Origin of the sequence: Microbacterium sp. Be9 (assembly GCF_011754135.1) — a bacterium.
Lineage (GTDB): Bacteria > Actinomycetota > Actinomycetes > Actinomycetales > Microbacteriaceae > Microbacterium > Microbacterium maritypicum_A.
The window spans coordinates 525,537-538,803 of record NZ_WNWT01000004.1 but is presented as its reverse complement, the minus strand read 5'-3'; the positions used below and the strand labels follow the sequence as shown (position 1 = coordinate 538,803).

General features: G+C 68.0%; 13 protein-coding genes and 1 tRNA gene. 11 read left to right on the top strand and 3 right to left on the bottom strand.

The genetic code is table 11. The features are described from left to right. Positions 1 to 32 precede the first annotated feature (32 nt). Positions 33 to 833: an RNA methyltransferase gene (locus tag GLO27_RS06795; RefSeq protein ID WP_029259212.1), complete on the top strand. Its 801-nt coding sequence runs from the start codon at positions 33 to 35 to the stop codon at positions 831 to 833. A gap of 4 nt (positions 834 to 837) precedes the next feature. Here the strand turns inward: GLO27_RS06795 and GLO27_RS06790 are convergent, their stop codons facing one another. Then, positions 838 to 1,680 carry an SGNH/GDSL hydrolase family protein gene (locus tag GLO27_RS06790; protein ID WP_021200549.1) on the bottom strand — a complete coding sequence of 281 codons (843 nt, stop codon included), beginning with the start codon at positions 1,678 to 1,680 and terminating at the stop codon, positions 838 to 840. 147 nt (positions 1,681 to 1,827) lie between these two features. Between GLO27_RS06790 and GLO27_RS06785 the strand changes: the two genes are divergently transcribed. Both GLO27_RS06785 and GLO27_RS06780 read left to right on the top strand, forming a co-directional pair. After that, a complete protein-coding gene (locus GLO27_RS06785; protein ID WP_167254130.1) occupies positions 1,828 to 3,570 on the top strand; it encodes a DEAD/DEAH box helicase in 1,743 nt (580 codons plus the stop codon). A 145-nt stretch (positions 3,571 to 3,715) separates the two neighbouring features. After that, complete coding sequence (locus GLO27_RS06780) at positions 3,716 to 4,813, top strand: VIT1/CCC1 family protein (protein ID WP_021200551.1); 1,098 nt, start codon at positions 3,716 to 3,718, stop codon at positions 4,811 to 4,813. 266 nt (positions 4,814 to 5,079) lie between these two features. On the opposite strand, the gene GLO27_RS06770 is transcribed toward GLO27_RS06780, so the two are convergent. After that, positions 5,080 to 5,162 (bottom strand) — tRNA-Leu (locus tag GLO27_RS06770). A 111-nt stretch (positions 5,163 to 5,273) separates the two neighbouring features. On the opposite strand from GLO27_RS06770, the gene GLO27_RS06765 reads away from it, so the two are divergent. Both GLO27_RS06765 and GLO27_RS06760 read left to right on the top strand, forming a co-directional pair. After that, positions 5,274 to 6,569 (top strand): M20/M25/M40 family metallo-hydrolase, encoded by a 1,296-nt coding sequence (locus GLO27_RS06765; protein ID WP_029259215.1) that lies wholly within the window; start codon positions 5,274 to 5,276, stop codon positions 6,567 to 6,569. Between the two features lie 40 nt (positions 6,570 to 6,609). Beyond that, positions 6,610 to 7,434, top strand: a complete 825-nt coding sequence (locus GLO27_RS06760; protein WP_021200554.1) for an undecaprenyl-diphosphate phosphatase — start codon at positions 6,610 to 6,612, stop codon at positions 7,432 to 7,434. Positions 7,435 to 7,441: 7 nt separating this feature from the next. Here the strand turns inward: GLO27_RS06760 and GLO27_RS06755 are convergent, their stop codons facing one another. Continuing rightward, positions 7,442 to 8,290 (bottom strand): PAC2 family protein, encoded by an 849-nt coding sequence (locus GLO27_RS06755; protein ID WP_167254128.1) that lies wholly within the window; start codon positions 8,288 to 8,290, stop codon positions 7,442 to 7,444. A gap of 90 nt (positions 8,291 to 8,380) precedes the next feature. On the opposite strand from GLO27_RS06755, the gene GLO27_RS06750 reads away from it, so the two are divergent. The 6 genes from GLO27_RS06750 to tatA are packed head-to-tail and all read left to right on the top strand — an operon-like array spanning position 8,381 to position 13,255. Next, on the top strand, positions 8,381 to 9,064 hold the full coding sequence (locus GLO27_RS06750) for an HAD family phosphatase (RefSeq protein ID WP_268741826.1): 684 nt from the start codon (positions 8,381 to 8,383) through the stop codon (positions 9,062 to 9,064). Further along, entirely contained in the window at positions 9,061 to 10,080 is a 1,020-nt protein-coding gene (locus tag GLO27_RS06745; protein WP_021200557.1) for a tRNA (adenine-N1)-methyltransferase, read from the top strand. The genes GLO27_RS06750 and GLO27_RS06745 overlap by 4 nt, the downstream gene beginning before the upstream one ends. A 10-nt stretch (positions 10,081 to 10,090) precedes the next feature. Beyond that, complete coding sequence (locus GLO27_RS06740; RefSeq protein WP_021200558.1) at positions 10,091 to 11,002, top strand: hypothetical protein; 912 nt, start codon at positions 10,091 to 10,093, stop codon at positions 11,000 to 11,002. Then, positions 11,002 to 11,994: a WYL domain-containing protein gene (locus GLO27_RS06735; RefSeq protein WP_136024886.1), complete on the top strand. Its 993-nt coding sequence runs from the start codon at positions 11,002 to 11,004 to the stop codon at positions 11,992 to 11,994. Before GLO27_RS06740 ends, GLO27_RS06735 begins: the two co-directional genes overlap by 1 nt. Then, positions 11,991 to 12,974: a WYL domain-containing protein gene (locus GLO27_RS06730; RefSeq protein ID WP_167254126.1), complete on the top strand. Its 984-nt coding sequence runs from the start codon at positions 11,991 to 11,993 to the stop codon at positions 12,972 to 12,974. Before GLO27_RS06735 ends, GLO27_RS06730 begins: the two co-directional genes overlap by 4 nt. Positions 12,975 to 13,018: 44 nt before the next feature. Beyond that, a complete protein-coding gene (tatA, locus tag GLO27_RS06725; protein WP_021200561.1) occupies positions 13,019 to 13,255 on the top strand; it encodes a Sec-independent protein translocase subunit TatA in 237 nt (78 codons plus the stop codon). The last annotated feature ends 12 nt before the right edge of the window (positions 13,256 to 13,267 follow it).

Genomic DNA, 13,267 nt, shown 5'->3' with positions numbered 1-13,267 from the left:
GCCTGCCCACGGACGATGGCAGAGTGGACATCGTGGAACTACTGCCTGTGACCGATGCCGACGACCCGCGTCTCGACGACTACCGCGGACTCACCGACACCGCGCTTCGTGCCCTGTCTGAGCCGTCGGGTGGTCTCTACATCGCGGAATCGACGAAGGTGATCGCCCGCGCGGTGGCGGCTGGACATCGTCCGCGTTCCGTGCTGGTCCAGGAGCGCCGGGTGGAGGACATCCGGAGGATCGTCGGCGATCTCGATGTGCCCGTGTACGTGGTACCGGATGAGATCGCCGAGACGGTGACCGGCTTCGCGGTGCACAGGGGGACGATCGCGTCGATGCACCGCCCCGAGCTGCCGTCGGTTCACGACGTGATCCAGGGCGCGACCCTCGTGCTCATCCTCGAGAACATCGGCGACCACACCAACGTCGGAGCGGCCTTCCGTGCGGCTGCCGGGCTGGGGGCCGACGCGGTGCTGGTGTCGCCAGGGGGCGCCGACCCGCTGTACCGTCGCAGTGTCCGCGTGAGCATGGGGACCGTGTTCCAGGTGCCGTGGACGCGTATCCCCGACTGGGATTCCGCCATCGCAGACCTTCACGCCGCGGGCTTCGACATCGCGGCCCTCGCGCTGCGTGACGACGCGGTGACGCTCGACACCTACGCCGCCGATCGTCCGGAACGCGTCGCGCTCGTCATGGGCTCGGAGGGCGACGGCCTCTCGCGCGAGGCGATGGAGGGTGCAGACACCATCGTCACCATCCCGATGTCCGGCGGGGTCGACTCGCTCAACGTGGCATCCGCCGCCGCGGTCGCGCTCTGGTCGATGAAAGCCTGACCTCTCAGTCCCTCTCCGGAGGGGTCTGCTCGAATCGGAACACCGGCGAGGGCTCCGGACGCTTCGCCGCGAGGTTGTCTCCGGATGACTGGTGCCGCAACCTCCGGAGCACCCATGGCACCAGGTGCTCGCGTGCCCAGCCGAGGTCCTCGGCGCGCGCCTCTCGCCACGTCCGCAGAGGGAACGGCTCGGGCTGCATGGCCTCGAGGTCGTTCGGCACGTTCAGCGCGCGCAGCGCCATCCGTGCCACCTCGTGGTGACCGAGGGCGTTGTAGTGCAGGCGGTCGTCGTCGAAGAACCGCATGTCCTGCACGACCTTGAGCGCCCACTGATCGGCGACGATGCAGTCATGACGCTCGGCGATCGCACGGACGTTCTCGTTGTAGATCGCGACCTTGCCGCGGAACGCCCGGAACACCGGCGTGAAGGCGGTGTCGATCCCGGTGAAGAGGAGCACGGCCGCTCCCGTCGAGGCCAGTCGGGCCACGGCGTCTTCGAGCTGACTCGCGATGGCGTCCGGATCGGTCCCGGGGCGGATCACGTCGTTGCCGCCCGCACAGATCGACACCAGATCAGGGTGGAGCGCCACGGCCGGCTCGATCTGGTCGGCGACGATCTGTGCGATGAGTTTTCCGCGGACGGCGAGGTTCGCGTAGGCGAAATCGTCCACCTGCGAGGCGAGCACCTCCGCGACGCGGTCGGCCCAGCCGCGGTGGCTGCCGGGATGTGCCGGATCCGGGTCGCCGATGCCCTCCGTGAACGAATCGCCGATCGCGACGAAACGCCGCCACGGATGCGCGGTCTCGTTCGGAACGTAGGGGGTTCGAGTCGAATCCTGGTCGGTCATCCCGCTCTCCTTCACGAACATTCTGCCCGGCGGAGGTGACCGCTGCGCAGTGACAGAGCCTACTGCAGGCGCACGTCCGGGGGAGGGGCACGCGCGGGAACGGCGGCGAGTGATCCGGTGTCCCCGGCAGCGATTATCGTGGAGTCGATGCTCTCTCCGTCCTTTCCACAGCGTGCTCCTTGGGGCACCGCGAACAAGCTGCGCGCGTGGCAGCAGGAGGCCCTCGAACAGTACTTCGCCGCGGATCAGCGCGACTTCCTCGTGGCCGCCACCCCCGGTGCAGGGAAGACCACGTTCGCTCTCACCCTGGCGGTCGAACTCATGCGCATGGGCGAGGTCAACCGCATCATCGTGGTGGCTCCGACCGAGCATCTCAAGACGCAGTGGGCCGATGCCGCCGCGCGCGTGCACATCCGCCTCGACCCCCGCTTCCGCAACAGCGACTGGGCACCCGCCCGCCACTATCACGGCGCTGTCGTGACGTACGCGCAGGTCGCGGCGAAGTCCTCCGTGCACCGGCATCTCACGGAAGACGCGAAGACGCTGGTGATCCTCGACGAGGTCCACCACGGCGGTGATGCGCTGAGCTGGGGCGACGCCATCCGCGATGCGTACGGTCCCGCCAAGCGGCGTCTCCTGCTCTCCGGAACCCCGTTCCGCAGCGACACGGCACCGATCCCGTTCGTCGAATACCACCCCGACGAATCCGGCGCGCGCATCTCTCGCACCGACTACAACTACGGCTACGGTCGTGCGCTGGCCGACGGCGTCGTCCGACCTGTCCTGTTCCACATGTATGCGGGCAAGATGCGGTGGCGCACGACGACGGGCGACGAACTCGAGACGCACCTGGGCCAGGACAACACGAAGGACGTGACTTCGCAGGCCTGGCGCACCGCGCTCGACCCCGAGGGCGACTGGATGCCGGCCGTGCTGTCGGCCGCAGACCGCCGCCTCACCGAGATCCGCCACCACGTCCCCGACGCCGGCGGTCTCGTGCTGGCGACCGATCAGACCGTCGCCCGGGCGTACGCCAAGATCCTGCACAGCATCACGGGCCAGCAGGCCACGGTCGTGCTCTCCGACGACGCGACCGCATCGGAACGCATCGAGAGGTTCAGCGCGAACGACTCCCGGTGGATGGTGGCCGTGCGCATGGTGTCGGAGGGTGTCGACGTGCCGCGCCTCGCGGTGGGCGTGTACGCGACCTCCTCGTCGACTCCGCTGTTCTTCGCCCAAGCCATCGGTCGTTTCGTGCGGGCCCGACGCCGCGGTGAGGCCGCCAGCGTGTTCCTTCCGCAGGTCCCCGTGCTCATGGGGCTCGCGAACGAGATGGACAAGCAGCGTGACCACGCACTCGACCGGCAGTCGAAGGAGGACGACGGGCTGGAAGACTCCCTGCTCGAGAGCGCGAATCGCGAGGAGGAGACCTCGGACGCGCTGACGCAGGAGTTCAGCTATCAGGCGCTCTCGTCCGTCGCGCACTTCGATCGCGTGGTGTTCGAAGGTCAGGAGTTCGGACAGCTCGCAGAACCCGGCACACCGGAAGAGGAGGAGTTCATCGGATTCCCCGGTCTCCTCGAACCGGAACACGTCCACGAACTGCTCATGCAGCGTCAGTCCCGTCAATCGCGTCTGCGTGAAGCGCGAGAAGCCTCGACCGCACCGACCGAGACGACGACGCTGCCCCCGCCCCTGCATCGCACGCTCAAAGAGCAGCGACAGCTTCTGAACAGTCTCGTCGGACTCTACGCCCGGCAGAAGGGCGAGCCCCACGGCGCGGTGCATGCCGAGCTCCGACGGATCTGCGGAGGTCCGGCCGTCGCCCAGGCGACGGTGACCCAGCTGCAGTCGCGCATCGAGGTTCTCCGCAAACGCGTGCGTTCCTGAGGACCACAGGACCGCATGACGTCCGGCCGGTGCTTCGGATCCCCGAAATGCTGTCAATCCGCGCCTGAGCAGGGTTCCTGCGCGCCTTCAGAGCTAGCGTTGAACGGTTGCCCGCGCACCGGGCACCGTCTTTCCTGGAGGATCCATGACAGCCCCCGCCGCAGTCGAACCGACGCCAGCCGACCGCCGGCGCTGGGCGCGCTATCTCGTCGAGGAGCGTGCCGAAGGCGCCGTTTATCAGAAGCTCGCTGCACGACGAGAGGGGGAGGAGCGCGACATCCTGCTGAGTCTCGCTGACGCCGAACGCCGCCATGAGCAGCATTGGCTCGATCTTCTCGGCAGCGAGCCGAAGCGACTTCCCCGCGCCGGAGTGCGTTCGCGACTCCTCGGCTGGATGGCCGGTCGTTTCGGGTCCATCTTCGTCCTGGCTCTCGCCCAGAGCGCGGAGGCGCGTTCCCCCTACGATGCGGAGCAGTACGCCACCCCCGCGATGCGGGCCGACGAGAAGGTTCACTACGAGGTCGTGCGCGGGCTCGCGGCACGCGGCCGCAGGCGCCTCTCCGGATCCTTCCGTGCAGCCGTCTTCGGAGCGAACGACGGCCTCGTGAGCAACCTGGCGCTCGTCCTCGGCATCGGCGCGACAGGGGTGAGCTCCGGTTTCGTGCTCTTCAGCGGCATCGCTGGTCTCCTGGCCGGAGCGCTGTCCATGGGGGCGGGGGAGTTCGTCTCCGTACGATCCCAGCGCGAGCTGCTCGCAGCCACCGAGGCGAACGAAGACGCCCATGCGTCGGCCGGCGATCTCGACATCGACGAGAACGAGCTCGCGCTCGTCTACCGCGCACGGGGCATGGAGCAGGAGGAATCGCTGGCGCGCGCCCGGCGCATCGTGAGCGCAGCCCAGGCCGGGGCGCGCCGGGCCGCGACCGGTCCGGTCGACATCCAGGGCGGCGACGCACACGAGATCGTCGGCAGCGATTGGACGGCCGCGATCTCGAGCTTCCTCCTCTTCGCCTCCGGGGCGATCATCCCGGTGCTGCCCTGGATATTCGGCCTGGAGGGAACGACGGCCGTCGTCGTCGCACTCGTGCTCGTCGGCATCGCGCTCCTGAGCACCGGCGCGATGGTGGGCGTGCTCTCGGGCGGCCCGCCCCTGCGCCGCGCCCTGCGCCAACTCGCCATCGGCTTCGGCGCAGCCGCCATCACCTACCTGCTGGGCCTTCTCTTCGGAGTCAGCGCGGCGTGACCGGCAGCGACTCCTGTTCCTGCGATCGCGTGATCGCCGGAACAGGATAGCGGCCCTCGACGACGACGGAGGCGGGCTCGTACATCCGCATCACCGGACGGAGTTCTCCCGATGGAGCGGAGCCCGGTAGCTCCGGATCAAGGCGCGGCGTGTATCTCCGCTCTCCGGTGAGCTGTTCCCCGCGTCGTCGACGCACACGACGTCGGTCGTCCACACGACAACAAAGAAGGCCCCGGATCCAGGGATCCGGGGCCTTCTTCTTCCTGTGCGCGGAGGGGGACTTGAACCCCCACGCCCTTACGGGCACTACGACCTCAACGTAGCGCGTCTACCATTCCGCCACCCGCGCAGGTGTTGGATGATCGTTGCCGACCGAAGAATGACATTACCACGTCCCCAGCGGCCTCTCGAACCGAGGCGCACGCCCGGGCGTGGCGCGCGCTTTCGATAGCCTGGACCCATGACCGATCCGTCTCTTCCGGAGGTCGTCCGCATCGCGAGCGACCTGATCCGCTTCGACACCTCCAACTTCGGCGGGGGCAACGCGAAGGGCGAGCGCGAGGCCGCGCAATATGTCGGTGCCTACCTGGAGGGGCTCGGGCTCGCGGTCGAGTACTACGAGCCGATCCCGCGCCGCACGAACGTGATGGCGAGGGTGCCGGGGCGTGACAGGGACAAGCCCGCGCTCGTCGTGCACGGCCATCTCGACGTCGTTCCCGCCATGGCGGAGGACTGGAGCGTCGACCCGTTCGCCGGCCTCGTGCGGGACGGAATGCTGTGGGGCCGTGGAGCCGTCGACATGAAGAACATGAATGCCATGATCCTCACGTCGGTGGCCGAGATCCTGCGCGCAGGCGAGCAACCGGAACGCGATCTCGTGCTGGCCTTCTTCGCCGACGAGGAGAACGGCGGTGTCGAGGGGTCAGCGCTCGTCGTGCAGAACCGCCCGGAGTGGTTCGAGGGCGCGACGGCCGCCATCAGCGAGGTCGGCGGCTACTCGATCACCGTCGATGACCGACGGGCCTATCTGCTGCAGGTGGGGGAGAAGGCCCTGATCTGGATACGGCTCGTCGCGAAGGGCCGCGCGGGCCACGGAAGCCGCCTGCACGACGACAACGCCGTCACGAAGCTCGCTGAAGCGGTCGCGGCGATCGGGCGCACCCGGTGGCCGATCCGTCTGACGTCGACGACCAGGGCCCTGCTGGAGGGCCTGAGCGACCTGACCGGGCGCAGCGTCGACGACCCCGATGCCCTCGCCGCAGCCGCGGGACCGGCCGAGGCCTTCCTGCGGTCCTCGTTCCGCACGACGACGAACCCGACAGCGCTGGCAGCGGGCTACAAGCACAATGTGATCCCGGAGCGCGCCGAGGCGCTGATCGACGTACGGGTGATCCCCGGGACCGAGGACGACGTCCTCGCCGAGCTGCAGCAGATCGTCGGAGACGAGATCGTCATCGAGACGGTCGTCCGCGACATCGGGATGGAGACGCCGTTCGAGGGCGAGCTCGTGGAGGCGATGGTCGCCAGCATCGGCCGCCACGACCCGGGGGTTCCGGTCATCCCGTATCTGCTCGGTGCCGGCACGGACAACAAGGCACTGGCATACCTGGGCATCACCGGCTACGGCTTCGCGCCGCTCAGGCTGCCTGCCGACCTCGACTTCACAGGCATGTTCCACGGAGTCGATGAGCGAGTACCCGTAGAATCGCTTGTCTTCGGCCAGCAGGTTCTGACCGATCTGCTGCGCACGTACTGAGCGCCGCGCGCTCCGTGCCTCCCTGAACTGAAAGCTCTCCATGCACCTGCTCGAAGCACTGATCCTCGGCATCGTCCAGGGACTCACCGAGTTCCTTCCGATCTCCTCCAGCGCTCACCTGCGCATCCTCGGAACGTTCCTCCCCTCGGGTGAGGACCCGGGGGCCGCGTTCACCGCGATCACACAGATCGGCACCGAGGCCGCCGTCGTGGTGTTCTTCTGGCGCGACATCGTGCGCATCGTCACGCAGTGGTTCCGGTCTCTCGTCGGCAAGGCGCCGCGCAACGATCCGGACGCCAGGATGGGCTGGTTGATCATCATCGGCAGCATCCCGATCGTGGTCCTCGGGCTCCTTTTCCAGGATCAGATCGAGACCGTGCTCCGATCGATGTGGATCGTCGCCGTCATGCTGATCGTGTTCGGCATCCTGCTCGGCGTCGCCGACTACGTGGGAGCGAAGCGCCGAAAGCTCGATGACCTCACCTACCCGCACGGCATCGCCTTCGGTTTCGCGCAGGCGCTGGCACTGATCCCCGGGGTCTCCCGCTCGGGCGGCACGATCACGATGGGCCTGTTCCTCGGATACGAGCGAGCGGCTGCAGCGCGCTACGCCTTCCTGCTGGCGATCCCCGCCGTCTTCGGCAGCGGCTTCTACCAGGTGTTCAAGAGCTGGGACGAGCCGTCGTTCTTCTCGTTCGGCGATACCCTCGCCGCGACGGGAATCGCCTTCGTGGTGGCACTGGGCGTGATCGCGTTCTTCATGAACTGGATCTCGAAGCGCAGCTTCCTGCCGTTCGTCATCTACCGCATCCTGCTCGGCACCGTCCTGCTGGTCCTTCTCGGCACCGGCGTGATCGCCGCCTGACCCGCGCTCAGCGCTTGCGGTCGCCCGGACCGTCGTCGCGGCGGCGCAGGTAGCGCTCGAATGCCTGGGCGATCGCATCGCCCGACGCCTCGGGGGAGTCCCACGTGTCACGAGTGCGCTCGAGCTGGCGGATGTACTCCGCCATTTCCTCGTCCTCCGATGCGGCGGCATCGATCGACGCCTCCCAGGCGGCGGCCTCCGTGCGCAACGCCGTGCGATCCACATCCACTCCGGTGAGCTCCTCGAGACGGTCGAGGAGGGCGAGCGTGACCTTCGGCGAGGGTGTCGCCGAAGCGACGTAGTGCGGCACGCTCGCCCACAGGCTCGCGGTGGGGATGCCGGCGTTCTCCGCGAAGTGCTCGAAGACGGTGAGGATGCCCACGGGGCCCTCGTACAGCGAGCGTTCCAGACCATGTGCCTCGCGCACCTGCTCGTTCTGGCTGGAGGCGAAGATCGAGATCGGCCGTGTGTGCGGAACGTCGGACAGCATGGCGCCGAGGGTGACGAGACCGGTGATGTCGTCGCGCAGAGCGATGTCGATGAACTCGGAGGCGAACGCCTGCCAGGTGCGCGCCGGCTCGGCTCCGGTGAGAAGCCAGAACTCCGGGCCCGGGCCGGGGTTCCGAGGACGCCACAGACCTGCTTCCGGCCAGGTGAGCTGACGACGGCCTTCCGCATCCATCCGCGTCGACGGACGCGTGTACTGGTAGTCGAAGTACAGCTCGGGGTCGACGGAATGCACGAGATCGTATTCCGACGAGGAGCGCAGCGCATCGATGGCACTGCTCGCCGCTTCACCCGCGTCATTCCAGCCGTCGAAGGCGGCGATGACGATGCGCGGACCGAGAACATCCATCGAGGGCTCCCTTCGAGATCGCGGTCGTGATCCTTCCAGGCTAGTCCGCGAAGGCGGGGAGCGGGCGGCACCACGGCTAGCATGGGTTCAGTGAGCAGAAAGCCCAGCGCGGTCCTATGGGACATGGACGGAACACTCGTCGACACCGAACCGTATTGGATGGCGGCCGAGACAGCACTGGTCGAGTCCTTCGGCGGATCCTGGACCCACGAAGACGCTCTGCAGCTCGTCGGCAGCGGATTGATCGACAGCGCGGTGATCCTTCAGAATGCCGGAGTCGCCATGGAAGCCGAGGCGATCGTCTCCCACCTGACCGACGTCGTGCAGGAATCGCTCCGCACGCAGGGCGTCCCGTTCCGTCCCGGCGCGCGCGAACTGCTCCGGGATCTCCGGGCGGCGGGCATCCCGACCGGGCTCGTGACGATGTCGCTGCGTCGGATGGCTCTGAACGTCGTGGATCTGATCGATTTCGAGGCCTTCGACATCGTCGTCGCGGGGGATGACGTCGACAACCCCAAGCCGCACCCCGAGCCGTATCTACAGGCCGCAGCCCTCCTCGATGTCGACATCGCCGAGGTGATCGTCATCGAGGACTCGCCCACCGGTGTCCGTGCCGGCCTCGCCTCCGGAGCGCTGACGCTCGCCGTTCCGCACATCGTCCCGCTGGATCACCTCGGGGCGCACGAACTGTGGCCGACGCTCGCCGGCCGGGGAGCCGCCGACCTCACCGATCTCTATGACAGCAGCACCGCCTCGACAGGAGCGACCCGATGACCGACTCCCGAGCTCCGCGGCCCAGCGGGCCGTTCCGCGCCGGCGATCGCGTGCAGCTGACCGGTCCGAAAGGCCGTCTGCACACCGTGACGCTCCGCGAGGACGGCGAGCTCCACACGCACCAGGGCGTGCTCCGTCATCGCGACCTGATCGGGCTGCCCGACGGCTCCGTCGTCGCCAACAGCTCGGGACACGACTACCTGGCGTTGCGTCCGCTGCTGCGCGACTTCGCGATGTCGATGCCCCGCGGCGCCGCGATCGTATACCCCAAGGACGCGGCGCAGATCGTGATGCAGGCAGACATCTTCCCTGGGTCGGTGGTCGTAGAGGCCGGGGTCGGTTCCGGCGCGCTCTCGCTCTCGCTCCTGCGTGCGGTGGGTCCGGCGGGAAGGCTCATCTCGTTCGAGCGCCGTGAAGATTTCGCCGATGTGGCGCGCGGCAACGTCGAGACGTTCTTCGGCGAGCACCCGGACACCTGGCGGGTCGTCGTCGGCGATCTCGTCGAGGCGTTGCCGACGGAGACCGCTCCGGCCTCCGTCGACCGCGTCGTGCTCGACATGCTGGCGCCGTGGGAGTGCATGGATGCCGTCGCTGAGGCCCTCACCCCTGGCGGGGTCGTGCTCTGCTACGTGGCGACCGCGACGCAGCTCTCCCGGGTGGCCGAGTACATCCGTGGCACGGGGCTCTTCACCGATCCCGATGCCTCCGAAACGATGGTCCGCGGCTGGCACGTCGAGGGTCTCGCCGTGCGGCCGGATCACCGGATGGTCGCGCACACGGGATTCCTCCTCACCGCACGGCGACTCGCACCGGGCGCCATCGCGCCCTCGGTGAAGCGGCGGGCATCCAAGAGCAGCTACGGCGACGAAGACGTGGAGGCGTGGACCCCCGGCGCTGTCGGCGACCGCGAGATCAGCGACAAGAACCTGCGCAAGCGCGCGCGGGAAGCGGAGAAGGCCGCCGAGGGGGCGCGCCTGGCCGCCGCATCGCGCGATTCCGGGTACGCGACGGAATAGACTGGAGCGCGTGCGTAAAACGTCCGCCGTTCTGGCCTCTCTCAGCCTTGCCGTCCTCGCCCTCACAGGATGCACCGCGACCGCATCCGACGGTGTCGCCGCTTGCGATCGCGGGGGCAACGACAAGATCCTGAACGTCGCCGACGTGAGTGGCGACCTCGGCTCTGTCCCGGACGTCACCGTCTTCGGGCCGGTGAAGAGCGACAAGACCTCGTTCGCCGACGTCACCGTCGGCGACGGGCTCGCCCTGGGATCGGATTTCCAGCCCGTGGTGCTGGACATCGCCTTCTACGGCGGCGACAGCGGCAAGAAGCTCTATCAGTCGGAGTTCAACGGCGACCAGAGCCGCGTCCACAGCATCGACTACTGGGCGCAGCGTTCCGCGGGGCTCTCGGACGTGCTCGAGTGCGCGACCGAGGGCAGCCGCGTCCTCGCCGTCCTGACCCCCGAGGACTTCGGCGAGCAGAACGTCCAGGCGTTCGGCCTCGACAAGGGCGAGAGCATCGTGGCCGTGATCGATGTGCTCGACGTCATGCCGTCGAAGGCCACGGGAGCGCTCCAGTTCAACGACGCCCGCGGCATGCCGACGGTGGTGCGCGCTCCTGACGGAACTCCCGGCATCATCATCCCCGACGTTCCGGCGCCCACCGAGATCACCACCCAGACGCTCATCAAGGGGGACGGCCCGAAGGTGAAGAAGGGCGACATCGTCGTCTCGAACGTCATGGGTGTCGGCTGGGACGACAAGAAGGTCACGACGAGTTCCTGGGGCAAGGATGCCAGCGTCAGCGTTGCTGCAGAGCAACTCGTCGGCGCCACTGTCGGCTCTCAGCTCCTCGTCGTGTTCCCCGCGGCCGAGAACACTCCCGCGACCGCGATCGTCGTCGACATCCTGGGCGCAGTGACGGCGCCTGCGCCGTGATGGCCGCCCGGATCCCCGCGGAGGAGCGCCTGACGAATCTCGTCGTGGCGTTGATGGCCACGGAGATCGGGTTGACCAAGCAGCAGATCCTCGACAACGTCTCCGGCTATCGGCAACGCGCCGAAGCGGGCACCCGCTCGGACGCCCTGGAGAAGATGTTCGAGCGCGACAAGGACGAGCTGCGCTCGCTCGGCGTGCCCATCGAGACCATCGGGGACGCCGCGGACCCGAACGATCTCCGCGAAGCGCGGTACCGCATTCCGCAGGCGGAATACGATCTCCCCAGCGACATCGAGTTCTCGCCCGCCGAGCTGGCGGTGCTGCAACTCGCCGGCAGCGTGTGGAGTGCGGAGTCGGTCTCGGGCGACGCGCAGTCCGGCGTCCGCAAGATCCGAGCCCTCGGCATCGACGGCGATGAACCGATCATCGGGTTCGCGCCGCGCATCACCGCGCGAGACGCCGCCTTCTCACCGCTGCAGGATGCGATCGAGCGGTGCAAGGTGGTGACGTTCGAGTATCTGAAGCCCGGCGAGGACACGCCTCGTCGTCGGCGTATCCGCCCCTTGGCGCTGGTCGACTACGAGGCACGCTGGCATGTCTTCGGCATCGACGTCGACGTCGAAGAAGATCGCACTTTCCTCCTCAGCCGGGTCGTCGGCGACGTGCGCGTGAGCACGCAGAGCTTCGACCCCGCGCTGCGTGACGGGGCGGGGGACCGCGCCCTCGCCGGGTTGGAACGCGTCGCATCCGAGAACTCCGCGCTCCTGGAGGTCACGCCAGGGACGGAGGCCGCACTGCGCCTGGGACGACGGGCCACATCCGCCGCACAGGGGATCAACGTCCCCTTCGTCGACCTGCACATCCTCGCGGATGAACTCGCCTCGTACGGTCCGGAAGTCAGAGTGGTCGAACCCGCCCTGCTCCGGGAAGCGGTGATCTCGCGCCTTCGTGCCGTCGTGCGAGCCCACACCGACGTCGAGGAGGCGAAATGAGCGCGAAGGCGAAGCCCCTGCTCGCGGCTGATCGCGTGCGGGTCTATCTGACCCTCGTCCCCTACCTCCTCGAGCACGGGCAGGTCTCTCTCCAGGAGGCGGCGTCAGAGTTCGGCGTGACTCCGCAGGAGATGCGGAGCATGGTCGAGAAGCTCACCGTCATCGGTCTGCCCGGGGAATCGGGCTACTGGCAGCAACCTCAGGAGATGTTCGACATCAACTGGGACCTGCTCGATCTGGACGACGTCATCGAGATCACCAACGACGTCGCTCTGCGTCGCGTCCCACGGTTCACCGCGCGTGAGGCCGCCGCGCTCCTGGCGGGTCTGCAGATGGTGGCTGCGGTGCCCGCCGTCTCCGATTCGGGCCTCGTCGCCGGCCTGATCTCCAAACTCTCTCGAGGCGCCGCGGATGCGCCCGCCGATGTAGTCGTCGCTCCGAGCGCCGTCGACGAGGTTCGCGAGGCGGTCGCCCGCGGGCTTCATGAGGGGGTCGCGATCTCCTTCACCTATCAGGCTCCCGACGCAGCCCCGACGACGCGCACGGTCGATCCGATGCAGATCCTCATCACCAACGGACAGTGGTACCTGCAGGGGTGGTGTCACCTCCGACAGGCGATGCGCACCTTCCATCTCGATCGGGTGAGCGCCCCGACGCTGACCGACATCCCGATCACCCATGCGGGCGATCAGGTTCCCGAGGCATTCGCAGGACTCGACGATGAGCGCGAGGTCACGGTTCGCGTCGCCGCGCGGTTGGCTCCGCTCCTGAACGGATTCCTTCCCCCCGGTGAGACCGAGGTGATCGACGGAGCCGTGACAGCGCGCCTCCATCTCGCCGACCCACGGGGCATCAAGCGGCTGGCTGCGCGCTTCGGCGGAGCGATGGAAGTCCTGGAACCCGGTGTCGCCCGCGCAGCGGCGAGGGACTGGGCTGCCTCGGGACTCGCCCTGTATCGCCAACCCGAAGCAAAGGTTTGATCTGTAGACTGGAGCGAACGCTCACCGACGACGGGAATCCTGACATGTTCGCTGGAATGCAAGGCTGGCACCTGCTTATCGTGCTCGCCGTGATCCTCCTCCTGTTCGGTGCTGCCAAGTTGCCGGCTCTCGCGAAGAGCATGGGACAGTCCGCGCGCGTGTTCAAGGGCGAGATGAAGGCGATGAAGGACGACGACGCCGCTCGCACCGATTCCGCAGCCGCCGAGCCGACCACGGTGAAGGACTCGGGCATCGACCCTGAGACCCCGCCCCGCGCCTGACCGGCCGTGGCA

Bases quoted from the DNA above. Each gene is read 5' to 3' on its own strand.
- GLO27_RS06790 (WP_021200549.1), bottom strand. From the start codon at position 1,680: ATGACCGACCAGGATTCGACTCGAACCCCCTACGTTCCGAACGAGACC.
- GLO27_RS06785 (WP_167254130.1), top strand. From the start codon at position 1,828: ATGCTCTCTCCGTCCTTTCCACAGCGTGCTCCTTGGGGCACCGCGAAC.
- GLO27_RS06780 (WP_021200551.1), top strand. From the start codon at position 3,716: ATGACAGCCCCCGCCGCAGTCGAACCGACGCCAGCCGACCGCCGGCGC.
- GLO27_RS06765 (WP_029259215.1), top strand. From the start codon at position 5,274: ATGACCGATCCGTCTCTTCCGGAGGTCGTCCGCATCGCGAGCGACCTG.
- GLO27_RS06760 (WP_021200554.1), top strand. From the start codon at position 6,610: ATGCACCTGCTCGAAGCACTGATCCTCGGCATCGTCCAGGGACTCACC.
- GLO27_RS06755 (WP_167254128.1), bottom strand. From the start codon at position 8,290: ATGGATGTTCTCGGTCCGCGCATCGTCATCGCCGCCTTCGACGGCTGG.
- GLO27_RS06745 (WP_021200557.1), top strand. From the start codon at position 9,061: ATGACCGACTCCCGAGCTCCGCGGCCCAGCGGGCCGTTCCGCGCCGGC.
- GLO27_RS06735 (WP_136024886.1), top strand. From the start codon at position 11,002: ATGGCCGCCCGGATCCCCGCGGAGGAGCGCCTGACGAATCTCGTCGTG.
- GLO27_RS06730 (WP_167254126.1), top strand. From the start codon at position 11,991: ATGAGCGCGAAGGCGAAGCCCCTGCTCGCGGCTGATCGCGTGCGGGTC.
- tatA (WP_021200561.1), top strand. From the start codon at position 13,019: ATGTTCGCTGGAATGCAAGGCTGGCACCTGCTTATCGTGCTCGCCGTG.